The sequence below is a fragment of the Streptomyces sp. NPDC046985 genome, from assembly GCF_040644415.1.
In the GTDB taxonomy this organism is placed as follows: domain Bacteria; phylum Actinomycetota; class Actinomycetes; order Streptomycetales; family Streptomycetaceae; genus Streptomyces.
Genome location: NZ_JBEYWK010000002.1, coordinates 301,499 through 326,704 on the forward strand (window position 1 = coordinate 301,499; position 25,206 = coordinate 326,704).

Sequence of the window (25,206 nt, forward strand, 5' to 3'; positions counted from 1 at the left end):
GCGTCACCCCTGACCGTGCGGCCGACCAGGGGCGGGGGCGACTTCGCCGCGATCGGGACCAACCAGGGGAAGGGCAACCGCGCATGCACCACGGCACGGTCGACGGATTCGGCTACGGGCTCGTCACCCCGTTGGCGGCCTACGTCATGGCCTGCCTCGGCGGCGCCCTGGGACTGCGCTGCACCTCGCGTGCCCTGCTCGCCGCCCACTCCTGGCGCCCCGGATGGCTCGCCCTCGGCTCGGCGGCGATCGGCTCCGGCATCTGGACCACGCACTTCGTCGCCATGATCGGTTTCACCGTGCACGGGGCGCCGATCCACTACGACGCCCGGACGACGTTCGCGAGTCTGGCCCTCGCCATCGTCATGGTGGGCGTCGGCGTCTTCATCGTCGGCTACCAGGGGGCCACCGGGTCGGCGCTGTTCACCGGCGGCACCGTGACGGGCCTCGGCGTGGCCTCCATGCACTACCTCGGCATGGCGGGCATGCAGCTCGACGGGACGTTCCAGTACGACACCCTCACCGTCGCCGCGTCCGTCGTCATCGCCGTCGCGGCCGCCACCGCGGCCCTGTGGGCGGCGGGGCAGGTACGCGGGTTCCTCTGGAGCGTCGGCGCGAGCCTGGTGATGGGGCTCGCCGTCAGCGGCATGCACTACACCGGCATGGCCGCCCTCACCGTGCACCTGCACGGCACGCCCAGCGCGAGCGCCCCCGGGCAGTCGCCGGCCTCGCTCCTCGTCCCCCTGCTGATCGGCCCGCTCGTCTTCCTGGTGCTGGCCGGCGCCGTGATCCTGCTCGACCCGCTGATGGTCGCGGGCCGGCGCCACTGGACGCCGGTCGAGCACAAGCCGGGCGTCCCCGCTCCCGAGCCCGCGACCGCCTCCGTCTCCCGCCCGCTGGCCGCCGCGCGGCCGTCACCGGCCCGGCCCGCCGTGCGAAGCCGCTGACCGGAGCCGGTTGTCAGTGGCGGGTCGTACGGTTGAAGACATGCGGCCCGTTTCCCAGATCGAACGCACGGTGGCGCCCCTCGAGGTCGTCAGCCCCTACCAGCCCAGCGGCGACCAGCCGCAGGCCATCACCGAGCTCGCCCGGCGCATCGAGGCAGGCGAGCAGGACGTCGTCCTGCTCGGCGCCACCGGCACCGGAAAGTCGGCCACCACCGCCTGGATGATCGAGAAACTCCAGCGTCCGACGCTGGTGATGGCGCCGAACAAGACCCTCGCGGCCCAGCTCGCCAACGAGTTCCGCGAGCTGCTGCCGAACAACGCCGTCGAGTACTTCGTCTCGTACTACGACTACTACCAGCCCGAGGCCTACGTCCCGCAGTCGGACACCTACATCGAGAAGGACTCCTCGATCAACGAGGAGGTCGAGCGGCTGCGCCACTCCGCGACCAACTCGCTGCTCACCCGCCGCGACGTCGTCGTGGTCGCCTCCGTCTCCTGCATCTACGGCCTCGGCACGCCGCAGGAATACGTCGACCGGATGGTCCCCCTCAAGGTGGGCGACGAGATCGACCGCGACGATCTGCTGCGCCGTTTCGTCGACATCCAGTACACGCGCAACGACATGGCATTCACCCGCGGAACCTTCCGGGTGCGCGGCGACACCATCGAGATCTTCCCGGTCTACGAGGAGCTGGCCGTCCGCATCGAGATGTTCGGCGACGAGATCGAGGCGCTGTCCACCCTGCACCCGCTCACCGGCGAGATCATCAGTGACGACCGGCACCTCTACGTCTTCCCGGCCTCGCACTACATCGCCGGCCCCGAGCGCATGGAGCGCGCGATCAGGGGCATCGAGGAGGAGCTGAAGGAGCGCCTGGCCGAGCTGGAGAAGCAGAGCAAGCTGCTGGAGGCCCAGCGGCTGCGGATGCGCACCACCTACGACATCGAGATGCTCCGCCAGATCGGCGCCTGCTCCGGCGTGGAGAACTACTCGATGCACTTCGACGACCGCGCACGCGGCACCGCGCCCAACACCCTGCTCGACTACTTCCCCGACGACTTCCTGCTCGTCATCGACGAGTCGCATGTGACGGTGCCCCAGATCGGCGCGATGTACGAGGGCGACGCCTCCCGCAAGCGCACCCTGGTGGACCACGGCTTCCGGTTGCCCTCCGCCCTGGACAATCGCCCGCTGAAGTGGGAGGAGTTCCAGAAGCGGGTGGGTCAGACGGTGTACCTGTCGGCCACCCCGGGGACCTACGAGCTGTCGCGTTCGGACGGTCAGGTCGAGCAGATCATCCGTCCCACCGGCCTCGTCGACCCCGAGGTCGTCGTCAAGCCCACCGAGGGCCAGATCGACGACCTGGTCCACGAGATCCGCGCCCGGGTGGAGAAGGACGAGCGCGTCCTGGTCACCACGCTCACCAAGAAGATGGCCGAAGACCTCACGGACTACTTCCTGGAACTGGGCATCCAGGTGCGCTACCTGCACAGCGACGTCGACACCCTGCGCCGTATCGAGCTGCTGCGCGAGCTGCGCTCGGGCGAGTACGACGTGCTGGTCGGCATCAACCTGCTGCGGGAGGGCCTCGACCTGCCCGAGGTGTCCCTGGTCGCGATCCTGGACGCCGACAAGGAGGGCTTCCTGCGCTCGGGCACCTCGCTCATCCAGACCATCGGCCGCGCGGCGCGCAACGTCTCCGGCCAGGTCCACATGTACGCCGACAGGATCACCCCGGCGATGGAGAGGGCCATCGAGGAGACCAACCGCCGCCGGGAGAAGCAGGTCGCCTACAACACGGCGAACGGCATCGACCCCCAGCCGCTGCGCAAGAAGATCAACGACATCGTGGCGCAGATCGCCCGGGAGGACGTCGACACCGAGCAACTGCTCGGCACCGGCTATCGCCAGGGCAAGGACGGCAAGGGCGCCAAGACGCCGGTGCCCTCGCTGGGCGACCAGAAGACCAAGGGCGCCAAGGGCAAGGCCAAGTCCAAGGAGACCGTGCCCACGGACCGCCCCGCCGCCCAGCTCGCCGAGCAGATCGAAGCGATGACGGAGCGGATGCGCGCCGCGGCGACCGAGCTTCAGTTCGAGGTCGCGGCCCGGCTGCGCGACGAGGTCTCCGAGATGAAGAAGGAACTGCGGCAGATGCGGGAAGCGGGCCTGGCCTGACCCCGCGTCGGGCGCCCGCGCGGGGAGCGACGCGGGCGCCCTCGTACGCACTGTGTTGCAAGACCGACACAAAGCACGGCCGGAGGGACGGGGAGGTCGGCGCCTCTGCGTAGGCTGCTGATCAACCGCGTGATGAGCGGCGACCGGGGAGTAGCTGGAGAGGGGAAGCAAGCCGTGACCGTCAACATGACCAAAGGTCAGGCCATCAGCCTGCAGAAGAACGACGGGGGCAGCCTGTCCGCGGTGCGCATGGGTCTCGGCTGGCAGGCGGCGCCCCGCCGCGGACTGTTCGGCTCGCGCACGCGGGAGATAGACCTCGACGCCTCCGCCGTGCTGTTCGCCGACAAGCAGCCGGTCGACGTGGTCTTCTTCCGTCACCTCGTCAGTGACGACGGCTCGGTGCGCCACACCGGCGACAACCTCGTGGGCGGCGCCGGCCAGGGCGGCGACGACGAGGCGGTCCTGGTCGACCTCCAGCGCGTCCCGGTGCACGTCGACAAGATCGTCTTCACCGTGAACTCCTTCTCGGGCCAGACCTTCCAAGAGGTGCAGAACGCGTTCTGCCGCTTGGTCGACGAGACCAACGGCCAGGAACTCGCCCGCTACACCCTGGCCGGCGGCGGCGACTACACCGCCCAGATCATGGCGAAGGTGCACCGCGCGGGGAGCGGCTGGACGATGACGGCACTCGGCGTTCCGGCCAACGGCCGTACCTTCCAGGACTTGATGCCGGCCATCGTCCCGCACCTGTAGGACGCCCCAGGCGGCGACGCAGCGCGTCACGCACCCCGGGGGACGGCTAAGGCATTAGGGGGCAGAGCGATGACGGCCGAGCTGGTGCGGGGGCAGAACCACCCGGTGTCCGAGGTGCGCCTCGCCATCCGGGTCTCGGCCGGCACCCCGGTCGTGGCCGCCGCCACGACCGCCGACGAGCACGGCAGGGTGCGGGGCGCCGAGGGAGTGGCCCACCCCGGCGCTCCTGTCCTGCCCGGCCTGGAGGTCCCCCGGCAGCCGGCCGCCGATCACCGGCTCGCCGTCGACCTGGACGCTCTGCCGGACGCGGTGCACCGCGTCAGCGTGCTGCTCGTCCTGCCCGGCGGGCGCCAGGGACCGTCCCGGTTCGGGGAGACCGCCGCCCCGTTCGTCGCCGTCACCGGCGCGGACGGCGCCGGACTCGTCAGCTACACCCTCACCGGCCTGGACGCCGAGTCGGCCGTAGTGGCCCTGGAGCTGTACCGGAGGCAGGACGCCTGGAAGGTGCGCGCCGTCGGCCAGGGATACGCCGGCGGCCTCGCCGAACTGCTCGCCGACCAGGGGCTGCCCGAAGCCCGTCTCCTGGCGAGCGCCGTCGACGAGGCCGTGGCCCGCGGCCAGGCCCGTGCGGCGGCCGTTCCGCCGCCACGCCCGACGGACGTCGACCGCTCCCGCCAGCTCACCGCGTCCGGCACCGGTCCGGACCAGGCCGTTCCGCAGCCCGCCGCCTCGACCCCCAGCGTGGCCGCGCCCGCCCCAGCGCCGCCGCAGGCCGCCGCTCCGGACGTCGACCCGAGACGACAGTCCGCGCCCCCGGTCCGCGGTCCGGCTCCCAGCGCCCCTGCGGAACTGACATCACAGCCGCAGCCGCAGCCGTCCGTCGGAGGGCCCGTCGACTATGTCCACCCAGGACGGCGCACGGCCGCTCCGCACCCTCCGCCACCGGCCGTGTCCCCGGAACCGCCCGGACAAGCCGCCCAGCCCGCTGAGCCCGCCCAGCCCGCTGAGCCCCCTCAGCCCGTCGCCGGGGACGCGCCCGGCTGGTCCATGGACGAGCGGCTCTACCACCAGATCCAGGGGATGTTCGAGGATCTGGCCCGCACCGCCGCCGCCTACCGCAGCGCCGTCGACTTCGCCGACGCCCGGATGGAGCGGGAACTCGACCAGGCCCTCGCCGACCCGCGCAGCCGGATCGGCGGGCACGGCGACGCCGCTCGGCAGGCCGCGCGAGACCGGCGCGAACGGCTGGTCGACCAAGCCAGAGCGGTCTTCGACCGCGACGTCGCCCAGCTAGTCGCCGAGTCCGAGGTCGTCGAGCCCGCCCTGCCGCCTGCTTACGCGGGCTGGGACAACCCGGTCTGGCATGCATACCGGGCGTCGGAGCAGATCCCGATGGCCGTGCGTCTCGGTGACCTCCATCTGCCCGAGGAACCGTCCCTGCGCATCCCCCTGCTGGTGCGGCTGCCCCTGGAGCGGGGCCTGTGGATCGACAGCGGACGCACGGTGGCGTCAGAAGGGGCGTTCGTCGACGCCGGTGACCTGCGGCGGCTGGCGAGGGAAGCGGCCGTGGCGCACGCCGTCCGGCTGCTGGCGGCGTACCCGGCTGGCGAGTACGCCGTGGACGTGATCGACCCGGCGGGGTCGGCGGCGCAGGCGCTCGCCCCACTGGTGGAGGCGGGCGTCCTCGCCGCGCCGCCCGCGACCGGCGCCGCCGGGATCGCGGACGTGCTCGCCCGGCTCACCCAGCGGGTCGACCTGGTGCAGATGGCGGTGCGCGCCGGTGCGTCCGACGCGCTGCCTCCCGGCGTGGACACCGCCGAGCGGCTGCTGATCGTCAACGACTTCCCGCACGGCTTCGACGACCGCGCCGTGACCCGGCTGCGCTACCTGGCGGACGAGGGACCGGCCGTCGGCGTCCACCTGATGATGGTCGCCGACCGTGAGGAAGCCGTCGCCTACGGCCCGTTGCTCGACTCGCTGTGGCGTTCGCTGCTGCGGCTCACGCCGGTCCCCGACGACCATCTCGCCGATCCCTGGGTCGGGCACGCCTGGACCTACCGGCCGCCGTTGACGCCATCCGGCAGCGGGGTACTCCGACAGGTGCTCGACCGGATGGCGGCGGCCCGGCGCGACGGACGCGGATGACGGCCGACGCCCGCTGCACTCATTGCATCAAGGGTAAGTAAAGTCGTCTGATCAGCATACTTGGCGGCTCTTTTGCCTTTCTCTTTACTCTTCCTTGGTGATTCAGGTACTGTCTTCTCACGGAGGGGAGTACTCCCGTCCACCGCGGCGCACCCGTCATCACGGATCGAACCGGATCCTGGGGCGCCGGCCCGCTCAGGGGCGGAGGAGACCTCCGGCGGCGACGCTGACACAACTGCCCGTGACGTATCTGCCGGAGGCGCAGTGGACGTTTCCCTGACCCTGTGGGTCCTCACCATCGCGGCCCTGGCCGCCCTGATCGCGGTCGACTTCTTCATCGGCCGCAGACCGCACGACGTGTCGATCAAGGAAGCCGCCGTCTGGACCGCGGTCTGGATCGTCCTGGCCTGCCTCTTCGGCCTCGGCCTGTTCGTCTTCGGCGGCGGCCGGCCGGCGGGCGAGTTCTTCGCCGGGTTCATCACCGAGAAGTCGCTGAGCGTCGACAACCTCTTCGTCTTCGTTCTGATCATGGCGAAGTTCGCCGTGCCCTCTCAGTACCAGCAGCGCGTGCTGCTGGTCGGCGTCCTCATAGCCCTCGTCCTGCGGGCCGCGTTCATCGCCGCCGGCGCCGCGATCCTCGCCAACTTCTCCTGGGTGTTCTACCTCTTCGGCGTGTTCCTGATCTGGACCGCCTGGAAGCTCGTCCAGGAGGCCAGGTCCGGCGGGCACGACGAGGAGTACGAGGAGAACAAACTGCTCAAGGCGGTCGAGCGCCGCTTTGGTGTGGCCGACCGGTACCACGGCGTCAAACTGTGGATCCGGCTCAACGGCAAGCGTGTGATGACGCCGATGCTGGTCGTGATGCTCGCCATCGGCACCACCGACGTGCTCTTCGCCCTCGACTCCATCCCCGCGATCTTCGGCCTGACCCAGGACCCGTACATCGTCTTCACCGCCAACGCCTTCGCTCTGATGGGGCTGAGGCAGCTCTACTTCCTGATCGGCGGCCTCCTGAAGAAGCTGGTCCACCTGTCGTACGGCCTGTCGGTGATCCTCGGATTCATCGGCGTCAAGCTGGTGCTGCACGCGCTGCACGAGTCCGGCGTGCACGTCCCGGAGATCAGCATCCCCGTCTCCCTCGGCGTGATCTGCGCGGTCCTCGTCGTCACCACGGTCACGAGCCTGCTCGCCACTCGGAACCAGGACCGACAGGACCAAGACGAGGAGGGGCGCGCACAGCGGGGCGGCCGAGACCGGAGGGCGCGCACCGCTGGACGACCGTGACCGGAAGGACAGCCCATGCCCGACCGCCAGGGGAGAGCCCGACGCCGTCCGGCGGACGCGCACGGCTCTGAGCGCCCTGGCGGGGCGGGAACCGCCGCCCCGCACGCCGATCGGAGTGCGGACGCGGTGGGCCTCTGCGACGATCGCAGCATGATCACGCGGCTCAGGGCGCTCACCGGGGCGTGGACGAGCGCCGTGCCGGTGCTCGCGATCGTTCTCCTGGTCCTCACCTGGGGACGCGGCCTGCCCGTCGCGGTCGTCGTCCTGGTGACCGTCGTGCTCGCCGGCTCGGTCCTGGCCGCCGTGCACCACGCGGAGGTGGTGGCTCATCGTGTCGGTGAACCATTCGGCTCCCTGGTCCTCGCCATCGCCGTGACCGTCATCGAGGTCGCCCTCATCGTCACCCTCATGGCGGACGGCGGCGACAAGAGCGCGACGCTGGCCAGGGACACGGTGTTCGCGGCGGTGATGATCACGTGCAACGGCGTGGTCGGGCTCAGTCTCCTCGTCGGCTCGCTCCGCCACGGCACGGCCGTCTTCAACGCCGAGGGGGCCGGCGCCGCCCTCGCCACGGTGGCGACGCTGGCGACCCTCAGCCTGGTGCTTCCGACGTTCACCACCAGCAAGCCGGGGCCGCAGTTCTCCTCCGTCCAACTGACCTTCGCCGCGCTGTCCTCGCTGATCCTCTACGGCCTGTTCGTGGCCACTCAGACCGTGCGGCACCGGGACTACTTCCTGCCGATCACGCGGCAGGGCGAGGTGATCGCCACAGACCGCCACGCGGAGCGGCCCTCCGCTCGGGCGGCCTGGGCCAGCCTCGCTCTGCTCGCCCTGGCGCTCGTCGGCGTGGTCGGACTGGCGAAAAGCGTGTCGCCGACCATCGAATCCGGGGTCGCCGCGGCCGGGCTGAACCAGGCCGTCGTCGGTGTGATCATCGCGTTGCTGGTGCTGCTGCCCGAGACCATCGCCGCGCTGCGCTCCGCCCGGCGCGACAGAGTGCAGACCAGCCTCAACCTCGCCCTCGGCTCCGCGATGGCCAGCATCGGCCTGACCGTCCCGGCCGTCGCGCTGGCCTCCGTCTGGCTCTCCGGGCCGCTCGTGCTGGGCCTCGGCGCGACCCATATGCTGCTGCTCCTGCTCACGGTGGTCGTCGCCTCCCTGACCGTGGTGCCAGGCCGGGCGACACCGCTCCAGGGCGGCGTCCACCTGGTGATCCTCGCGGCCTACCTGGAACTGGCGCTCAACCCCTGATGAGACAGTCCCAGGGCTCGCACGCGCCGGGCGCCGTGCCCGAGCCCGCCGAGCCCCGGGCCCCGGGCTGGGCAAGGGCTTCCGAAGGGCTGTGATACACCGAGGGACAGCAGCGGGCGTCAGCGGACGGCCGTGACCGAACGGACCGGAGGAACCGTGCCCCGCACCCTGGCCAACGCCCCGATCATGATCCTCAACGGCCCCACCCTGAACCTGCTCGGGCAGCGGCAGCCGAAGATCTACGGCTCGGACACGCTCGCGGACGTCGAGGCCCTGTGTGTGGAGGCGGCGGCCGCGCACGGCGGGACCGTGGACTTCCGGCAGTCCAACCACGAGGGCGAGTTGGTCGACTGGATCCAGGAGGCACGACTGCGCCACTGCGGCATCGTGATCAATCCTGCCGCCTACTCGCACACCTCCGTGGCTCTCCTGGACGCGCTCAACGCCTGCGACGGACTGCCTGTGATGGAGGTGCACATCTCCAACATCCATCAGCGTGAGCCCTTCCGGCACCACTCCTACGTCTCCCAGCGCGCCGACGGAGTCATCGCCGGCTGCGGGGTGCAGGGCTACGCGTTCGCGGTCGAGCGGGTGGCGGCGCTGGCCGCCGCCGGACGCACGGACGCATAGGCGGACTCCCGCGGAGCGCACGGGGCACCGCTGCGGCGGCCTGGGCCGCCGGTCGGGAGTGGGGGAACGAGACCGGCGGCCCGTGCCGCGCAGGAGCCGTCGTCCTGCGCGGGGCCGGCCACCAGTCGACTCCCCGAGCGGTCGCGGGAGAAGCGTGTGCGGACCGTTCGCGCGTGCGGAGAATTCACACGGGGTGTGTCACGTGGGGTGCACGGGTGCGCATGCGCCTCCATTCACCACCCGCTCACCACCCGCGCGCGTGCCACTCCGGCAGGTGGGGGCGCTCGGCGCCGAGCGTGGTGTCGTTTCCGTGTCCGGGGTAGACCCAGGTCTCGTCGGGCAGCGTGTCGAAGATCTTCGTCTCCACGTCGTGGATCAGCCGGGCGAACGCTTTCGCGTCCTTCTGGGTGTTGCCCACGCCCCCGGGGAAGAGGCAGTCCCCGGTGAACACGTGCGGATGCCCGTGCGGGTCGTCGTAGACCAGGGCGATGGAGCCCGGCGTGTGGCCGACGAGGTGGCGCACGGTGAGCTGGACCCGCCCCACGCGGACGGTGTCGCCGTCGTCGACCGGGACGTCGGTCGGCACCGGGATGCCCTCGGCGTCGTCGCGGCCCGCGTAGGTACGCGCGCGCGTGGCCGCCGCCACCTCGGCCAGCGCCTGCCAGTGGTCGGCATGCCGGTGGGTGGTCACGACGGAGGCGATCCCGTCGTCGCCGATCATGCCGAGGAGCGTGTGCGCGTCGTTCGCGGCGTCGATCAAAAGTTGCTCGTCGGTGGTCCGGCAGCGCAGCAGGTAAGCGTTGTTGTCCATCGGGCCGACCGCGATCTTGGTGATCATCAGGTCTTTCAGCTCGTGCACGTCCGCCGGGCCGCCGACCGTCACCTCTCCGCTGTACGTCATGGCCGTCAGCCTAGCGCCGCGGACCGCCGGAGGGCGGTCCGCAGCGCTACAGCGGGGGGAGCGCCGGAAGCGGGCCGCCCTCGGCCTTGAGCGCGGCCCCGTCGCGGCGCCCGGTGAGCCAGCCGAGCAGGTCCGCCGGGGCCCCGGAGACGGTGACGACCGGCGTGTCCGCCTCCTGCCCCGTGCTCCACGCGCGCGTGCCGTCGGTCAGCCGGGTCGCGGGCACGTCGGAGTGGCCGCGGAAGCGCTCCGCGAGGAAGTCGGTCTCCCGCTCGACGAACTCGGCCGGGACGTCCTCCAGCTCGTAGCCGACGCCGAGGTCGACGTGGTGCAGCTCGATCTCCACCCAGCGCCGGAAGGGCAACCGGGAGGCGGAGTCGGTGATCCCGTTGCGCAGCTCTACGGTGCGCGCCCAGTCCGCCGGCGCCGCCGCGGCCTCCCGGAACCGGCTTGCGCTGGCGCGCAGGTCGTCGGCCTGGACGTCGAGCGGGCGCGGGGCGCCGCTCTCGATGTCCGCGTCCCGGGCCTCGGCGGAGGCGTACATGGGGCGCCCCTGGAGAACGTTGACGAGCGCGTCCGCGTTGCGGGAGAGGTGGGTGAGGACATGGCCGCGGGTCCAGCCGGGCAGACGTGACGCGTCGGTCACAGCGTCGTCGTCCAGAGCGGCGACCGCGCGCAGCAGTCGCTCGGTGCCGTCCTGTACAGACACCAGGTCACGCACATGATCCATCATGGCCCCGACCCTAGCCGCCCCACTCCTTCGGGTGAAGACCGGCGGCCGAGACCGGGAATCGAATGTACGTGCTATACGCTCGGCCGCGGCGTCGGGCATGCTGGAGAGCCGGGGATTGTTCACCAACCGGGCGGATCTGCCAATCCCGTCCGGCGTTGTCAGTGGCTCCCCCTAGGCTGAAGAAGCACGGGGGCCCCGCCCCTGTCACTTCTCCTGAAGAAAGGTGCGGACCGGCGTGGCCGACCGTCTCATCGTCCGTGGCGCGCGCGAGCACAACCTGAAGAACGTCTCGCTCGACCTGCCTCGGGACTCGCTCATCGTCTTCACGGGCCTCTCCGGGTCGGGCAAGTCCTCCCTGGCCTTCGACACGATCTTCGCCGAGGGCCAGCGGCGCTACGTGGAGTCGCTCTCCTCCTACGCCCGGCAGTTCCTCGGGCAGATGGACAAACCGGACGTCGACTTCATCGAGGGCCTCTCCCCGGCGGTCTCCATCGACCAGAAGTCGACCTCGCGCAACCCGCGCTCCACGGTCGGCACCATCACCGAGGTCTACGACTACCTGCGCCTGCTGTTCGCCCGCATCGGCAAGCCGCACTGCCCCCAGTGCGGCCGGCCGATCTCCCGCCAGTCGCCGCAGGCCATCGTCGACCGGGTCCTGGAGCTGCCCGAGGGAAGCCGCTTCCAGGTGCTCTCGCCGCTGGTGCGCGAACGCAAGGGCGAGTTCGTCGACCTCTTCGCGGACCTCCAGACCAAGGGCTACTCCCGCGCGCGGGTGGACGGCCAGACCGTCCAGCTCTCCGACCCGCCCACGCTGAAGAAGCAGGAGAAGCACACCATCGAGGTGGTCATCGACCGCCTCACCGTCAAGGACTCCGCCAAGCGCCGCCTGACCGACTCCGTCGAGACCGCGCTCGGCCTGTCCGGCGGCATGGTCGTGCTCGACTTCGTCGACCTCCCCGAGGACGACCCCGAGCGCGAGCGCATGTACTCGGAGCACCTGTACTGCGCCTACGACGACCTGTCCTTCGAGGAGCTGGAGCCGCGCTCCTTCTCCTTCAACTCGCCCTTCGGCGCCTGCCCCGAGTGCACCGGCATCGGCACGCGCATGGAGGTCGACCCGGAGCTGATCGTCCCGGACCCGGACAAGAGCCTCGACGAGGGCGCCATCCAGCCCTGGTCGCACGGGCACACCAAGGACTACTTCGGCCGCCTGGTCGGCGCGCTCGCCGACGCGCTGGGCTTCCGCACCGACATCCCGTTCGCGGGCCTGCCCCAGCGCGCCAAGAAGGCCCTGCTGCACGGCCACAAGACGCAGATCGAGGTCCGCTACCGCAACCGGTACGGACGCGAGCGCGTCTACACCACGCCCTTCGAGGGGGCGGTCCCCTTCGTCAGGCGCCGGCACAGCGAGGCCGAGAGCGACGCCAGCCGCGAGCGCTTCGAGGGCTACATGCGCGAGGTGCCCTGCCCCGGCTGCGAGGGCACGCGGCTGAAGCCGGTCGTGCTCGCCGTCACCGTGATGGACAAGTCCATCGCCGAGGTCTCCGCGATGTCGATCAGCGACTGCGCGGACTTCCTGCGCGAGCTGAAGCTCACCGCCCGCGACAAGAAGATCGCTGAGCGCGTGCTCAAGGAGGTCAACGAGCGGCTGCGGTTCCTGGTCGACGTCGGCCTGGACTACCTCTCGCTGAACCGCGCGGCCGGCACGCTCTCCGGCGGCGAGGCGCAGCGCATCCGCCTGGCCACCCAGATCGGCTCCGGGCTCGTCGGCGTCCTCTACGTCCTCGACGAGCCGTCCATCGGCCTGCACCAGCGCGACAACCACCGGCTGATCGAGACCCTGGTCCGGCTGCGCGACATGGGCAACACGCTCATCGTCGTCGAGCACGACGAGGACACCATCAAGGTCGCCGACTGGATCGTGGACATCGGTCCCGGCGCGGGCGAGCACGGCGGCGACGTCGTGCACAGCGGCTCCTTCAAGGAACTGCTGGCCAACACCGAGTCGCAGACCGGGCAGTACCTCGCGGGCCGGAAGTCGATCCCGCTGCCCGACATCCGCCGCCCGCGCGATCCGGCCCGTCAGATCACGGTGCGCGGCGCCCGCGAGAACAACCTCCAGGACGTCGACGTGTCCTTCCCGCTGGGCGTCTTCACGGCCGTCACCGGCGTGTCCGGCTCCGGCAAGTCCACCCTGGTCAACGACATCCTCTACACGCACCTGGCGCGCGAGCTGAACGGCGCGCGCAGCGTGCCCGGACGGCACACCCGGGTGGACGGCGACGACCTCGTGGACAAGGTCGTGCACGTCGACCAGTCGCCGATCGGCCGCACCCCGCGGTCCAACCCGGCGACGTACACCGGCGTCTTCGACCACGTCCGCAGGCTGTTCGCCGAGACCACCGAGGCGAAGGTCCGCGGCTACCAGCCCGGCCGCTTCTCCTTCAACGTCAAGGGCGGCCGCTGCGAGAACTGCGCGGGCGACGGCACCATCAAGATCGAGATGAACTTCCTGCCGGACGTCTACGTCCCGTGCGAGGTCTGCCACGGCGCCCGGTACAACCGGGAGACCCTGGAGGTCCACTACAAGGGCAAGTCCATCGCCGAGGTGCTGAACATGCCCATCGAGGAGGCCACCGAGTTCTTCGAGGCGGTGCCGGCGATCGCCCGCCATCTGCGGACCCTCAAGGACGTCGGCCTGGGCTACGTCCGCCTCGGCCAGTCCGCGACCACCCTGTCCGGCGGTGAGGCGCAGCGCGTGAAGCTCGCCAGCGAGCTGCAGAAGCGCTCCACCGGCCGCACGGTCTACGTGCTGGACGAGCCGACCACCGGTCTGCACTTCGAGGACATCAGCAAGCTGCTGAAGGTCCTGGGCGGCCTGGTCGAGAAGGGCAACACGGTCATCGTCATCGAGCACAACCTCGATGTGATCAAGACCGCCGACTGGGTCGTCGACATGGGTCCCGAGGGGGGCGCGGGCGGCGGCCTGGTCGTCGCCGAGGGCACCCCCGAGCAGGTGGCCGGCATCCCGGCCAGCCACACCGGCAAGTTCCTGCGCGAGGTCCTGGGCGCCGACCGGATCAGCGACGCGGCGCCGGTGAAGGCGCCGCGCAAGGCCGCCGCCAGGAAGGCCGTGGCCGCCGCGTCCACGACCCGGCGGGCGGCCGTGGCGAAGACGGCGACCGGCACGGCCGAGGCCGCACCCGCCAAGAAGGCCGCACCCGCCAAGAAGGCCGCGCGGGCCCGCAAGTCCTGAGCGGACCGGCGGTCACCGCGCACGGAGCCCCCGCGGGCGATGCCCGCGGGGGCTCCGTGCGCGCCGGACGGCTGTCACGGCTCGCCCGCCTCCGCGGCGTACGGCGGCTCGGCGCCCGCGCGGGAACAGGTGACCGCCGCCGCACGGGCCGCGAACCGCAGCAGCCGCGTCCAGCCCGCCGCGCCGAGACCGGCCAGGTCCTCCGCGCAGAGGGCGTCGCGCTCGGCCAGGCCGTGCAGCAGGGCCGCGGTCACCGTGTCGCCCGCACCGATCGTGTCGACGACGTCGACCTTCTCGCCGGGCACATGGTGCTCCCCGCCGTCCGCGGTGTGGACCGTCAGCCCGTCTCCGCCGTGCGTGACGACGACGGCCGACGGGCCGGCGGCCAGCCAGTCGCGCGGGGAGCCGCCCAGCCACCGCGCGTCCTCCTCGGACAGCTTCAGCAGCGTCACGGAGGGCAGCCAGCCGCGAAAGCGCGCCCGGTAGGCGTCCGGGTCCGGGATCAGCCCCGCCCGGACGTTTGGATCGAGCGCGGTGAACACGCCCTGCGCTGCCGCGGTCCGCATCAGCTCCTCGTAGGCGCTCGCACCTGGCTCCAGCACCAGCGAGCAGGTGCCGAAGGACACCGCGCGCGTGCCCGGCGGAAGTTCGGCGGGCACGGTGAAGAGACGGTCGGCGGTCCCGTCGACGTAGAAGTTGTACGCGGCCGAGCCGTCGTCGCCCACCGTGGCCACCGCCAGGGTGGTCGGCTCGGGGCCGCGCTGGACGCCGGACACGTCCACCCGGGCCCGCCGCAGCCCGTCGAGCAGCGCCTCGCCGAAGGCGTCGCGCGAGACGCGGGAGCAGAAGGCCGTCCGGGCGCCGAGGCGGCCGAGCGCCACGGCCGTGTTGTAGGGGCCGCCGCCGAGCGCCGGCTTGAGGTCCGCCAGGGCGCCCGCGCCCCGCGGTACCAGATCGATCAGGGCCTCACCGGCGACGACGATCACGAGACGGTTCCTTTCTCGGGCCGCGCGGGGCAGCCGCAGGAGGTGCGGTGGACGAAGGAGCAGGGCAGGCGCACGGTACGGGCGGGCCGGTCCGGCGCGGCGAGGCGCTCCAGCAGCAGCCGCACCGCCCGGTCGCCCAGTTCCCTGCCGGGCTGCGCGACCGCGGTCAGCCGCGGCGAGAACAGGTCCGCCCAGTCGAAGTCGTCGAAGCAGCACAGCGCCATGTCCCCTGGCACGGACAGACCGCGGTCCCGCAGCGCGCGCAGCGCTCCGATGGTCATCGCGTTGTTCGCGGTGACCAGGGCGGTGGGCGGCACGGCGAGCGACAGCAGCGCCCCGGCAGCGCGGGCGGCGCCGTCCGCGGAGGAGTCGCCGTGCACCACGAGCCGCTCGTCGTGGGGGAGGCCGGAGGCGGCCAGTCCGAGGCGGTATCCGGTGATCCGCTCGGCGGTCGTGCTCAGGCCGCGCAGGCCGGCGACCAGGCCGATCCGGCGATGGCCGAGGGAGGCCAGATGGGTGACGAGGCCGGCCGTTGGCTCGGCGCTGTCGGCGCACACCTGATCGAACAGGGGCGTCCCGCGGACGTCGGCGTCGGCGGGGGCGTCGGCGGGGGCGTCCGGAGGGGCTTCCGTCGAGGCGCCGGGCGGGCCGTCCGTTCCCGTGGCCGCCCCGGTGCGGACGAGCCGGTCGAGGAACACGGTGGGCACGGCGTGGCGGGCGAGGTAGGCGAGGAGTTCCCGCGGCTCGGCGGACGGCGCGACGATCACCCCGTCCACGCGGCGCTCGTGCAGCAACTGGACCGCCTCGCGCTCGCGCACGGGGTCGTCGTGCGGGTCGGCGATCAGCAGCGCGTAGCCGTGCTCCAGGGCGGACGCCTCGACGCCTTGGAGGATCTCCGTGAAGTACGGGTTGCTGATGGCGGACACGGCCAGTCCGATCGTGCGGGTGCGCGCGGTGACGAGGGAGCGCGCGAGGCCGTTGGGCGTGTAGCCGAGCCGCTCCACGGCGTCGAGCACGGCCTGACGCGTGTGGGGGAGCACGGGGCGCGTGCCGTTCAGCACGTGCGAGACGGTAGCGGTGGAGACGCCGGCGCTGCGCGCCACGTCGGTCATGGTCGCCATCGCGCTCCCCGCTCCCTTCCCGGGCCGCACTGCGCGCAGCCGTCGGCCCGCCGCCGTGTCCGGGGCTCGGACCGTATCCCATCGCGCTACGTCGCGTAAACGTTTGCGTAAGCGCTTACGCCCCCATGGCCGGATGCACCCGCCGCCGGACGGCGGAAGCGCGCTGGGTATCGTCGGCGTGCACAGCCCTGCGAACAGTGGAGTCCCCATGTCCGGCCGTCCCTCCGCGAGCCGCCGTTCGATCCTCCGAGGAGCGGCCCTCACCCCGGTCGCCGGGCTCGGGCTCGCCGCCTGCGGACCGGACGGCGGCGGCGCCTCCGCCCCCGCGACCCCGGCGGCCCCCGTCGACCTGGGCGCGGAGAGCGAGATCCCCCGGGGCGGCGCCAAGCTGTACGCGGACCACCATGTCGTCGTCAGCCGGGACGCGCACGGCGCTCTGAAGGCGTTCAGCACGATCTGCACGCACGCGGGATGCGCGATCAACCGGCTGCGGGACACCACCCTGATCTGCCCCTGTCACGGCAGCGAGTTCGACGCCGCGACCGGCTCGGTGGTGCAGTCCCCGGCCACGCAGCCGCTGGCCGAGCTACCGGTGCGCGCGAAGGGCGGCAGGATCATCGCCGGACCGGGCGCCTGATCCCTGCGTGTCCCAGGGGGTGTCTGCCCCCAAGGTCGCAAGCCTCAATACCGGCAGGCGCTCTCCGGCGGCGACCGGCTACGCCCAGTCCCAGCCGATTCCCACCATGCCCGACCGCACCCGCGGCTCCACCAGGTGGACCGAACGGTGCCGCTCGCTCACCGGCAGTTCTTGGTACCCGCCGCGCGGCGCCGCCGCCGAGTGCTGGGCGAAGCGATGGCAGCGCACCGGCAGAGCGGCGGCCTCGAAGCGCACCTGAAGCGCGTACTGGCCGCCCGCGGAGTCGAACCCGCGGACGTACTCGCGCGATCTCCCCGCCGTCCCGTCCTGGACGCCGTACCGGAAGAGGAACGTGTCCCCGGCCCGCAACGTGGTGTCGAAGAGGAGTTCGGCCACCAGCGTTCCCGACTCGTGATGCCCGCGCACCCGTCCGGTCCGGCAGTTCTCCAGCGCCTGCACGGCCATCCGCTCCGGCACGCAGCCGGGGTCGCCGTGGTGGACGGCGACGAAGCGGTCCACGCCGTCCCGGTGGGCGCGCACGATGTGCTGCGACTCGCGCTCGGCGAGTTCGCCGCGCGCCCCGACCCGTATCCGCTCGTGGTGCCCGAAGGTCTGGAGCCCGCCGTCGAGCGGGGCGTCCAGTTCGGCCAGCAGCGTGCGCAGGGCGTCGGAGGCCCGTAGCAGGGCGCGGTAGGAGCGGGCGGCCGGCCGTCCGGAAGGGCCGCTTCCCACGCTTCCGGTCCCGCCGGTGTGCCCGGCGCCCTCCGCGCCCTCCGCCTCCTCGGCGGCCTCAGCGGCCTCGGCGATCGGGGCCAGCAGGCGGATCAGCGACTCGTCCGGCAGCCGCAGGATCTCCTCCAGCGCCCGCACGGCCCGCAGCGACTCCGGGCGCTGCGGGCGCCGGGCGCCCTGCTGCCAGTAGCTCAGGCTGGTGACGCCGACCTTGACCCCGTAGCGCGACAGATGGTGCTGCACACGCTGGAGCGGCAGTCCGCGGGCGGCGATGGCGGCGCGCAGCGCCACGTGGAAAGGACCGCCCCGCAGGGCCGTGTCCAGTTCCGCGGCGGCGACGTCCACGTGCTGGGTGGCGTGCGGCATGCACGGGCCTTTCTCTGAAGGTGCGGGTGCGCGACGGCTGGTCAGACCGCTCACACGAGGCGCAGGAGGCGCCCCGGCGGCCCCGACTTCCCCCGCATTGAAGCGTGTTGACCAAGTCCGGACAACACCTGGGGCCCGGCGACCGCGCGCTCCTGGCCGAGTCCGCACCCCCCGCCGGCGCCCCGAGCGCTCGGGCCGCGGCCGCCGCCGAGCGGGTTGTCCACAGGCTCGTCGCGGCGTCGGCCCTCGCCAGTAGGGTGTGAGGCATGGCCGACCCCTCCAGCTACCGCCCCAAGCCGGGAGACATCCCGGACACTCCCGGGGTCTACAGGTTCCGCGACGAGCACCGCCGGGTGATCTACGTCGGAAAGGCGAAGAGCCTGCGCCAGCGCCTGGCCAACTACTTCCAGGACCTGGCGAACCTCCACCCCCGCACCCGCAGCATGGTGACCACCGCCGCGTCCGTGGAGTGGACGGTGGTCTCCACCGAGGTCGAGGCCCTGCAACTGGAGTACTCCTGGATCAAGGAGTACGACCCCCGGTTCAACGTCAAGTACCGCGACGACAAGAGCTACCCGTACCTCGCGGTGACGATGAACGAGGAGTTCCCGCGCGTACAGGTCATGCGCGGCCACAAGAAGAAGGGCGTGCGCTACTTCGGCCCGTACGCGCACGCGTGGGCCATCCGCGACACCGTCGACCTGCTGCTGCGCGTCTTCCCCGTGCGCACCTGCTCGGCGGGCGTCTTCAAGAACGCCGCGCGCACCGGCCGCCCCTGTCTCCTCGGCTACATCGGCAAGTGCTCCGCGCCCTGCGTGGGCCGGATCTCGCCCGAGGACCACAGGGATCTGGCCGAGGAGTTCTGCGACTTCACGGCCGGCCGCACCGGCACCTATCTGCGGCGTCTGGAGAGGGAGATGTCCTCGGCCGCCGAGGAGATGGAGTACGAGCGGGCCGGCCGCCTGCGCGACGACATCGGCGCCCTGAAGAAGGCCATGGAGAAGAACGCGGTGGTGCTCGCCGACGCGACCGACGCCGACCTCGTCGCCGTCGCGGAGGACGAGCTGGAGGCCGCCGTGCAGATCTTCCACGTGCGCGGCGGGCGGGTGCGCGGCCAGCGGGGCTGGGTCACCGACAAGGTCGAGGAGATCACCACCGGCGCCCTCGTCGAGCACGCCCTCCAGCAGCTCTACGGCGAGGAGAGCGGGGACGCCGTCCCCCGGGAGGTCCTCGTCCCCGCCCTGCCCGAGCCCGTCGAGCCGGTCCAGCAGTGGCTCACCCAACGCCGCGGCTCGGGCGTGTCGCTGCGCATACCGCAGCGCGGCGACAAGAAGGCGCTCATGGAGACCGTCGAGCGCAACGCCCTTCAGGCCCTCGTCCTGCACAAGACCCGGCGCGCCTCGGACCTGACCACCCGGTCGCGCGCTTTGGAGGAGATCGCCGACGCCCTCGGCCTGGACAGCGCCCCGCTCCGGATCGAGTGCTACGACATCTCCCACCTCCAGGGCGACGACGTGGTGGCCTCCATGGTGGTCTTCGAGGACGGCCTCCAGCGCAAGAGCGAGTACCGGCGCTTCCAGATCAAGGGCTTCGAGGGCCAGGACGACGTCCGGTCCATGCACGAGGTGATCACCCGCCGCTTCCGGCGCTACCTGTCCGAGAAGGAGCGCACCGACGAGTGGAGCGACGGCGTCAACCCCGCTGCCGGGGGGGACCTGAGCGGGGGAGACGCGGAGGGGGGAGTCGCGAGCGGCGCGGATCCGAACGCCGTGAGCCCGAGTGCCGTGAGCCCGAGGGCCGCGGACCTGAACGGCGCCGACCCGAGCGCGGGAGAGCGCCGAAGCGCCGACGGACGGCCGGGCGGCGCGATCGGCGGCGCCCTCACGGAGGACGACGGGCGGCCCAAGCGCTTCGCCTACCCCCCGCAGCTCGTCGTCGTGGACGGCGGCCAGCCGCAGGTCGCCGCGGCCCGGCGGGCCCTTGAGGAGCTGGGCGTCGACGACATCGCCGTGTGCGGTCTGGCCAAGCGCCTGGAGGAGGTGTGGCTGCCTGACGACGACGACCCGGTGATCCTGCCGCGCAGCAGCGAGGGCCTGTACCTGCTCCAGCGCGTCCGCGACGAGGCGCACCGCTTCGCCATTACGTACCAGCGCAGCAAGCGAGCCAAACGGTTCCGCGCCGGCCCCCTGGACGACGTGCCGGGCCTCGGCGACACGCGCAAGCAGGCGCTGATCAAGCATTTCGGCTCGGTGAAAAGGCTGCGGTCCGCCACAATCGACCAGATCAGCGAGGTTCCCGGCATAGGCCGCAAGACGGCCGAGACCATCGCCGTCGCCCTCGCCCAGGCGGCTCCGGCCGCACCCGCCGTCAACACGGCGACGGGAGAGATCATGGAAGACGCGCAGGAGACGGCGCCCGCGGCGACGGCGGGCGCCGCAGGGCAGCCCGCGCCCGCGGGCGCCCCGGAGGAACGACGGGGGCAGGAGACATGACCGAGCACGAGCAGCGGACCGCGGCGCAGCGGGAACAGACGCACCAAGAACAGACGCACCAGGAACCACACGAGGACCAGGCCGCCCAGGCGGCGGTCCGGGAAGACGGAGCTCAGGTGAGTACGGGCATCGACACAGCCGGGGTCCCCGAGGCGGCCATCCCCGAGCTGGTGATCATCTCCGGCATGTCCGGAGCCGGCCGGTCCACGGCCGCCAAGTGTCTGGAGGACCTCGGCTGGTTCGTCGTCGACAACCTGCCGCCCGCGCTGATCCCCACCATGGTGGAGCTGGGCGCCCGATCGCAGGGCAACGTGGCGCGCATCGCGGTCGTCGTCGACGTCCGGGGCCGCCGCTTCTTCGACAACCTGCGCGAGTCCCTGGCGGACCTGGAAGCACGGCACGTCACACGGCGCATCGTCTTCCTGGAGTCCTCCGACGACGCCCTGGTGCGCCGCTTCGAGTCGGTGCGCCGCCCGCACCCCCTCCAGGGCGACGGCCGCATCGTCGACGGCATCGCCGCCGAGCGGGAACTGCTGCGCGAACTGCGCGGCGACGCCGACCTGGTGATCGACACCTCCAGCCTCAACGTGCACGAGCTGCGCGCGAAGATGGACGCCCAGTTCGCCGGCGAGGAGGAGCCGGAGCTGCGGGCCACGGTGATGTCCTTCGGCTTCAAGTACGGGCTGCCCGTCGACGCCGATCTGGTCGCGGACATGCGGTTCCTGCCCAACCCGCACTGGGTCCCCGAGCTGCGCCCGTTCACCGGCGTCAACGAGGAGGTCGCCTCGTACGTCTTCAACCAGCCCGGCGCCAAGGAGTTCCTGGACCGCTACGCCGAGCTGCTGCGGCTCATCGCGGCCGGCTACCGCCGCGAGGGCAAGCGGTACGTCACCATCGCCATCGGCTGCACGGGCGGCAAGCACCGCTCGGTGGCCACGTCGGAGAAGCTCGCCGCACGGCTGGCGGCCGAGGGAGTGGAGACCGTCGTCGTCCACCGGGACATGGGGCGCGAGTGACCGGACGCAGTCCGCGGCTGGGCAAGCTGCGCCGGAGCGTTCCCGAGCCGGCCGCGGACCGGCGGGCGGCGGGACGCGCCGCCAGACCCGCCGAGGCCCGCGGGGCGCGGCCCCGCCGCCGCGGCGCCCAGCCCAAGGTGGTCGCCCTCGGCGGCGGCATGGGCCTGTCCGCGTCGCTCGCCGCCCTGCGCCGGATCACCGGCGACCTCACCGCCGTGGTCACCGTGGCCGACGACGGCGGCTCCAGCGGGCGGCTGCGCGACGAGCTGGGCGTGCTCCCCCCCGGCGACCTGCGCAAGGCGCTGGCCGCGCTGTGCGGCGACGACGACTGGGGCCAGACCTGGGCGCGCGTCATCCAGCACCGCTTCACCTCCCAGGGCGACCTGCACGACCACGCGGTCGGCAACGTGCTGATCGTCGCCCTGTGGGAGCAGCTCGGCGACCATGTGCAGGCTCTGGACCTGGTCGGCAAGCTGCTGGGCGCGCACGGCCGCGTGCTGCCCATGTCGGCGGTGCCCCTGGAGCTTCAGGCCCTGGTCAAGGGGCACGCCCCGGACCGGCCGGAGGACGTCGACACGGTCCGCGGTCAGGCGACGGTCGCGCTCACGACGGGCGAGGTGCAGTCGGTGCATCTCGTGCCGAACGACCCGCCCGCGGTCCCGGAGGCCGTGGCGGCCGTGCTGGACGCGGACTGGGTGGTGCTCGGGCCCGGCTCCTGGTTCTCCTCGGTCATACCGCACCTGCTGGTGCCCGAACTCCTGGACGCGCTGATCGCGACCAAGGCGCGCCGGGTGCTCTCCCTGAACCTCGCGCCGCAGCCGGGAGAAACCGAGGGCTTCTCCCCGCAGCGTCATTTGGAGGTTTTGGGACGACACGCCCCTAAACTCGCCCTGGACGTGGTGCTGGCCGACGAAGCCGCCGCGCCCGACCGCGAAGTCCTCGCCGAGGCCGCCAAGCGGTTCGGCGCCGCGGTCGAGCTGGCGCCGGTGGCCCGGAGGGACGGAACTCCGCGGCATGACCCGGAGCTGCTGGCCGCCGCGTACGACCGTATTTTTCGGATGCATGGAAGGATCGGCCCATGGCGATGACGGCAGCGGTGAAGGACGAGATCTCCCGGCTCCCCGTCACCCGGACCTGCTGCAGGAAGGCGGAGGTCTCGGCCGTCCTGCGGTTCGCCGGCGGCCTCCACCTGGTGAGCGGGCGCATCGTGATCGAGGCGGAACTGGACACCGCGATGGCGGCGCGGCGCCTGAAGCGGGACATCCTGGAGATCTTCGGGCACAGCTCCGAGCTGATCGTGATGGCGCCCGGCGGCCTGCGCCGCGGCTCGCGCTACGTGGTGCGGGTCGTCGCGGGCGGCGACCAGCTCGCCCGCCAGACCGGCCTGGTGGACGGGCGGGGCCGCCCGATCCGCGGCCTCCCGCCGCAGGTGGTCTCGGGGGCCACGTGCGACGCCGAGGCCGCCTGGCGCGGGGCCTTCCTGGCGCACGGCTCGCTGACCGAGCCGGGCCGCTCCTCCTCGCTGGAGGTGACCTGCCCGGGTCCGGAAGCCGCGCTCGCCCTGGTCGGCGCCGCTCGCCGGCTGTCCATCGCCGCCAAGGCCCGCGAGGTGCGCGGAGTGGACCGGGTGGTCGTCCGTGACGGCGACGCCATCGGCGCGCTGTTGACGCGCCTGGGCGCGCACGAGTCCGTGCTCGCCTGGGAGGAGCGGCGGATGCGCCGCGAGGTGCGCGCCACGGCGAACCGGCTGGCCAACTTCGACGACGCCAACCTGCGGCGTTCGGCCCGCGCGGCGGTCGCGGCAGGCGCCCGGGTCCAGCGCGCCCTGGAGATCCTCGCCGACGACGTGCCCGAGCACCTCGCCGCCGCCGGACGCCTGCGCATGGAGCACAAGCAGGCCTCCCTGGAGGAGCTGGGCGCGCTCGCCGACCCGCCGCTGACCAAGGACGCCGTCGCCGGCCGCATCCGCAGGCTGCTGGCCATGGCCGACAAGCGCGCCTCCGACCTGGGCATCCCGGGCACCGAGGCCAACCTCAGCGAGGAACTCGCGGACAACCTCGTGGGCTGACCTACGGGAGCGGAGGGCGCGGAGGCCGCCGCGGGCGGGGCGCGGAGGGCGGCCCGCACGGCGGGACGCCGAGTGCCCCGCCTCCCGCCTCCCGCCTCCCGCCTCCCGCGCTCTTGGCTTTGCCGCGGGCCGCGTCGCGGCGCCTTCTTCGCGCCCCGTGGAGCGGTCACCGCCGACCCCGCCGCGCCGCTCGTTCTCGGCCTCGGACGCCTGCTCTGGGGAGTCCCCTGGACACCTCGGCGCGGGCCGCGTTCGCGGTGCTTCACATCTGAGCCGGGGTGCTCACGAAAGAGTGACCAATGCGGTCAACCCAGGACCACCGAATGTGGCCAAAACGAGTGATTCGGGGTGCTCGGGGCGAGCGGTCCGTACCCCTACCGACGGGTACGGACCGCCGTGCCGTTTCGGGGGCCTCCGAATGTCATCACGGGCGCCTCGGAGGGGTAGGGTCAGCACTGGTCGGGGACATCCCAAACACAGCTCGCCGGCGTCGAAACCGGCGTACCAACGAGGAGATCGGTTCGTGACGATCCGCGTAGGCATCAACGGCTTTGGCCGCATCGGTCGTAACTACTTCCGCGCGCTGCTGGAGCAGGGTGCAGACATCGAGATCGTGGCTGTCAACGACCTGGGTGACACCGCGACCACCGCTCACCTGCTGAAGTACGACACCATCCTCGGGCGCCTCAAGAAAGAGGTCACGCACACCGAGGACACCATCACCGTCGACGGCAGGACGATCAAGGTTCTCTCCGAGCGGAACCCGGCCGACATCCCCTGGGGGGAGCTGGGGGTGGACGTCGTCATCGAGTCCACCGGCATCTTCACCAAGAAGGACGACGCCGCCAAGCACCTGGCCGGCGGGGCCAAGAAGGTGATCATCTCCGCCCCGGCGAAGGACGAGGACGTCACCGTCGTCATGGGCGTCAACCAGGACGTCTACGACCCGGCGAAGGACCACGTCATCTCCAACGCCTCGTGCACCACCAACTGCGTGGCGCCGATGGCGAAGGTGCTCGACGAGAACTTCGGCATCGTCCGGGGCATGATGACCACGGTCCACGCCTACACCAACGACCAGCGCATCCTGGACTTCCCGCACAAGGACCTGCGCCGCGCCCGCGCCGCCGCCGAGAACATCATCCCGACGACGACCGGCGCCGCCAAGGCCACCGCCCTGGTCCTGCCGCAGCTCAAGGGCAAGCTGGACGGCATCGCGATGCGCGTCCCGGTCCCCACCGGCTCGGTCACCGACCTGGTCATCGAGCTGAGCCGCGAGGTCACCAAGGAGGAGCTGAACGCCGCCTTCCAGAAGGCGTCCGAGGGTGAGCTGAAGGGCATCCTCGACTACACCGCCGACCCGATCGTCTCCTCCGACATCGTCGGCTCCCCGGCCTCCTGCACCTTCGACTCCTCCCTGACGATGGTGCAGGAAGGCAAGACCGTGAAGGTCATCGGCTGGTACGACAACGAGTGGGGCTACTCCAACCGCCTCGTCGACCTGACGGTCTTCGTCGGCGACCAGCTCTGATCGACGAAGCAGGCGCTTCGATGTGAGCACAGGGCCCGGACCGCGCGCCGACGCGCGGTCCGGGCCCTGACGCACGTGAAGGGACCGGCCTGGGGCCGGTTGCCGTGCCGGTGCACCACCCCGGCTCACGTGCGGATCGACCAGCCCTCGTACGATCAAGAGCCCCTCCTCAGGAGTCCGA

19 protein-coding genes are annotated in these 25,206 nt (G+C 72.0%); 14 read left to right on the top strand and 5 right to left on the bottom strand.

Annotated elements, in window-relative coordinates:
* Positions 1 to 83: 83 nt before the first annotated feature.
* The 7 genes from ABZ861_RS03915 to aroQ all read left to right on the top strand — a co-directional run bounded on the left by ABZ861_RS03915 (position 84) and on the right by aroQ (position 9,186).
* Positions 84 to 947 carry an MHYT domain-containing protein gene (locus ABZ861_RS03915; RefSeq protein ID WP_361623178.1) on the top strand — a complete coding sequence of 288 codons (864 nt, stop codon included), beginning with the start codon at positions 84 to 86 and terminating at the stop codon, positions 945 to 947.
* 40 nt (positions 948 to 987) lie between these two features.
* Positions 988 to 3,123 (top strand): excinuclease ABC subunit UvrB, encoded by a 2,136-nt coding sequence (gene uvrB, locus ABZ861_RS03920; RefSeq protein WP_361623181.1) that lies wholly within the window; start codon positions 988 to 990, stop codon positions 3,121 to 3,123.
* Between the two features lie 174 nt (positions 3,124 to 3,297).
* Entirely contained in the window at positions 3,298 to 3,876 is a 579-nt protein-coding gene (locus ABZ861_RS03925; RefSeq protein WP_361623184.1) for a TerD family protein, read from the top strand.
* A 69-nt stretch (positions 3,877 to 3,945) separates the two neighbouring features.
* Positions 3,946 to 6,021, top strand: a complete 2,076-nt coding sequence (locus ABZ861_RS03930) for a TerD family protein (protein ID WP_361623187.1) — start codon at positions 3,946 to 3,948, stop codon at positions 6,019 to 6,021.
* 264 nt (positions 6,022 to 6,285) lie between these two features.
* Positions 6,286 to 7,305, top strand: coding sequence for a TerC family protein (locus tag ABZ861_RS03935; protein ID WP_361623190.1), 1,020 nt, complete (start codon positions 6,286 to 6,288; stop codon positions 7,303 to 7,305).
* A gap of 150 nt (positions 7,306 to 7,455) precedes the next feature.
* Complete coding sequence (locus tag ABZ861_RS03940; protein ID WP_361623193.1) at positions 7,456 to 8,556, top strand: ionic transporter y4hA; 1,101 nt, start codon at positions 7,456 to 7,458, stop codon at positions 8,554 to 8,556.
* 156 nt (positions 8,557 to 8,712) lie between these two features.
* Positions 8,713 to 9,186 carry a type II 3-dehydroquinate dehydratase gene (gene aroQ, locus ABZ861_RS03945; RefSeq protein WP_361623195.1) on the top strand — a complete coding sequence of 158 codons (474 nt, stop codon included), beginning with the start codon at positions 8,713 to 8,715 and terminating at the stop codon, positions 9,184 to 9,186.
* Positions 9,187 to 9,430: 244 nt separating this feature from the next.
* Here aroQ and ABZ861_RS03950 read toward each other — a convergent pair whose 3' ends face one another.
* Together ABZ861_RS03950 and ABZ861_RS03955 are read right to left on the bottom strand one after the other, a co-directional pair.
* Positions 9,431 to 10,087 (bottom strand): MBL fold metallo-hydrolase, encoded by a 657-nt coding sequence (locus ABZ861_RS03950; RefSeq protein WP_361623198.1) that lies wholly within the window; start codon positions 10,085 to 10,087, stop codon positions 9,431 to 9,433.
* A gap of 46 nt (positions 10,088 to 10,133) precedes the next feature.
* Positions 10,134 to 10,820, bottom strand: coding sequence for a maleylpyruvate isomerase family mycothiol-dependent enzyme (locus ABZ861_RS03955; RefSeq protein WP_361623201.1), 687 nt, complete (start codon positions 10,818 to 10,820; stop codon positions 10,134 to 10,136).
* A 235-nt stretch (positions 10,821 to 11,055) separates the two neighbouring features.
* Between ABZ861_RS03955 and uvrA the strand changes: the two genes are divergently transcribed.
* Positions 11,056 to 14,076, top strand: a complete 3,021-nt coding sequence (gene uvrA, locus ABZ861_RS03960) for an excinuclease ABC subunit UvrA (RefSeq protein ID WP_361623204.1) — start codon at positions 11,056 to 11,058, stop codon at positions 14,074 to 14,076.
* A 74-nt stretch (positions 14,077 to 14,150) separates the two neighbouring features.
* On the opposite strand, the gene ABZ861_RS03965 is transcribed toward uvrA, so the two are convergent.
* Both ABZ861_RS03965 and ABZ861_RS03970 read right to left on the bottom strand, forming a co-directional pair.
* Entirely contained in the window at positions 14,151 to 15,062 is a 912-nt protein-coding gene (locus ABZ861_RS03965; protein ID WP_361623207.1) for a carbohydrate kinase, read from the bottom strand.
* The gene (locus tag ABZ861_RS03970) at positions 15,059 to 16,183 is read right to left on the bottom strand and encodes a LacI family DNA-binding transcriptional regulator (protein WP_361623210.1); all 1,125 of its coding nucleotides are present in this window, start codon (positions 16,181 to 16,183) and stop codon (positions 15,059 to 15,061) included. Before ABZ861_RS03970 ends, ABZ861_RS03965 begins: the two co-directional genes overlap by 4 nt.
* Positions 16,184 to 16,391: 208 nt before the next feature.
* Between ABZ861_RS03970 and ABZ861_RS03975 the strand changes: the two genes are divergently transcribed.
* Positions 16,392 to 16,820 carry a Rieske (2Fe-2S) protein gene (locus ABZ861_RS03975; RefSeq protein WP_361623213.1) on the top strand — a complete coding sequence of 143 codons (429 nt, stop codon included), beginning with the start codon at positions 16,392 to 16,394 and terminating at the stop codon, positions 16,818 to 16,820.
* A gap of 78 nt (positions 16,821 to 16,898) precedes the next feature.
* Here ABZ861_RS03975 and ABZ861_RS03980 read toward each other — a convergent pair whose 3' ends face one another.
* Entirely contained in the window at positions 16,899 to 17,918 is a 1,020-nt protein-coding gene (locus ABZ861_RS03980; protein ID WP_361623216.1) for a hypothetical protein, read from the bottom strand.
* A 266-nt stretch (positions 17,919 to 18,184) separates the two neighbouring features.
* Between ABZ861_RS03980 and uvrC the strand changes: the two genes are divergently transcribed.
* The 5 genes from uvrC (at position 18,185) to gap (ending at position 25,025) form a co-directional block, all read left to right on the top strand.
* Positions 18,185 to 20,410 (top strand): excinuclease ABC subunit UvrC, encoded by a 2,226-nt coding sequence (gene uvrC, locus ABZ861_RS03985; protein ID WP_361623219.1) that lies wholly within the window; start codon positions 18,185 to 18,187, stop codon positions 20,408 to 20,410.
* Positions 20,407 to 21,426, top strand: coding sequence for an RNase adapter RapZ (rapZ, locus tag ABZ861_RS03990; protein ID WP_361623222.1), 1,020 nt, complete (start codon positions 20,407 to 20,409; stop codon positions 21,424 to 21,426). Before uvrC ends, rapZ begins: the two co-directional genes overlap by 4 nt.
* Positions 21,423 to 22,514 carry a uridine diphosphate-N-acetylglucosamine-binding protein YvcK gene (yvcK, locus tag ABZ861_RS03995; protein WP_361623225.1) on the top strand — a complete coding sequence of 364 codons (1,092 nt, stop codon included), beginning with the start codon at positions 21,423 to 21,425 and terminating at the stop codon, positions 22,512 to 22,514. The genes rapZ and yvcK overlap by 4 nt, the downstream gene beginning before the upstream one ends.
* Entirely contained in the window at positions 22,505 to 23,494 is a 990-nt protein-coding gene (whiA, locus tag ABZ861_RS04000; protein WP_361623228.1) for a DNA-binding protein WhiA, read from the top strand. The genes yvcK and whiA overlap by 10 nt, the downstream gene beginning before the upstream one ends.
* A gap of 523 nt (positions 23,495 to 24,017) precedes the next feature.
* A complete protein-coding gene (gap, locus tag ABZ861_RS04005) occupies positions 24,018 to 25,025 on the top strand; it encodes a type I glyceraldehyde-3-phosphate dehydrogenase (protein WP_361623231.1) in 1,008 nt (335 codons plus the stop codon).
* Positions 25,026 to 25,206: the final 181 nt, after the last annotated feature.

Bases quoted from the DNA above. Each gene is read 5' to 3' on its own strand.
- ABZ861_RS03915 (WP_361623178.1), top strand. From the start codon at position 84: ATGCACCACGGCACGGTCGACGGATTCGGCTACGGGCTCGTCACCCCG.
- uvrB (WP_361623181.1), top strand. From the start codon at position 988: ATGCGGCCCGTTTCCCAGATCGAACGCACGGTGGCGCCCCTCGAGGTC.
- ABZ861_RS03930 (WP_361623187.1), top strand. From the start codon at position 3,946: ATGACGGCCGAGCTGGTGCGGGGGCAGAACCACCCGGTGTCCGAGGTG.
- ABZ861_RS03940 (WP_361623193.1), top strand. From the start codon at position 7,456: ATGATCACGCGGCTCAGGGCGCTCACCGGGGCGTGGACGAGCGCCGTG.
- ABZ861_RS03950 (WP_361623198.1), bottom strand. From the start codon at position 10,087: ATGACGTACAGCGGAGAGGTGACGGTCGGCGGCCCGGCGGACGTGCAC.
- ABZ861_RS03955 (WP_361623201.1), bottom strand. From the start codon at position 10,820: ATGATGGATCATGTGCGTGACCTGGTGTCTGTACAGGACGGCACCGAG.
- ABZ861_RS03970 (WP_361623210.1), bottom strand. From the start codon at position 16,183: ATGGCGACCATGACCGACGTGGCGCGCAGCGCCGGCGTCTCCACCGCT.
- ABZ861_RS03975 (WP_361623213.1), top strand. From the start codon at position 16,392: ATGTCCGGCCGTCCCTCCGCGAGCCGCCGTTCGATCCTCCGAGGAGCG.
- ABZ861_RS03980 (WP_361623216.1), bottom strand. From the start codon at position 17,918: ATGCCGCACGCCACCCAGCACGTGGACGTCGCCGCCGCGGAACTGGAC.
- uvrC (WP_361623219.1), top strand. From the start codon at position 18,185: ATGGCCGACCCCTCCAGCTACCGCCCCAAGCCGGGAGACATCCCGGAC.
- rapZ (WP_361623222.1), top strand. From the start codon at position 20,407: ATGACCGAGCACGAGCAGCGGACCGCGGCGCAGCGGGAACAGACGCAC.
- whiA (WP_361623228.1), top strand. From the start codon at position 22,505: ATGGCGATGACGGCAGCGGTGAAGGACGAGATCTCCCGGCTCCCCGTC.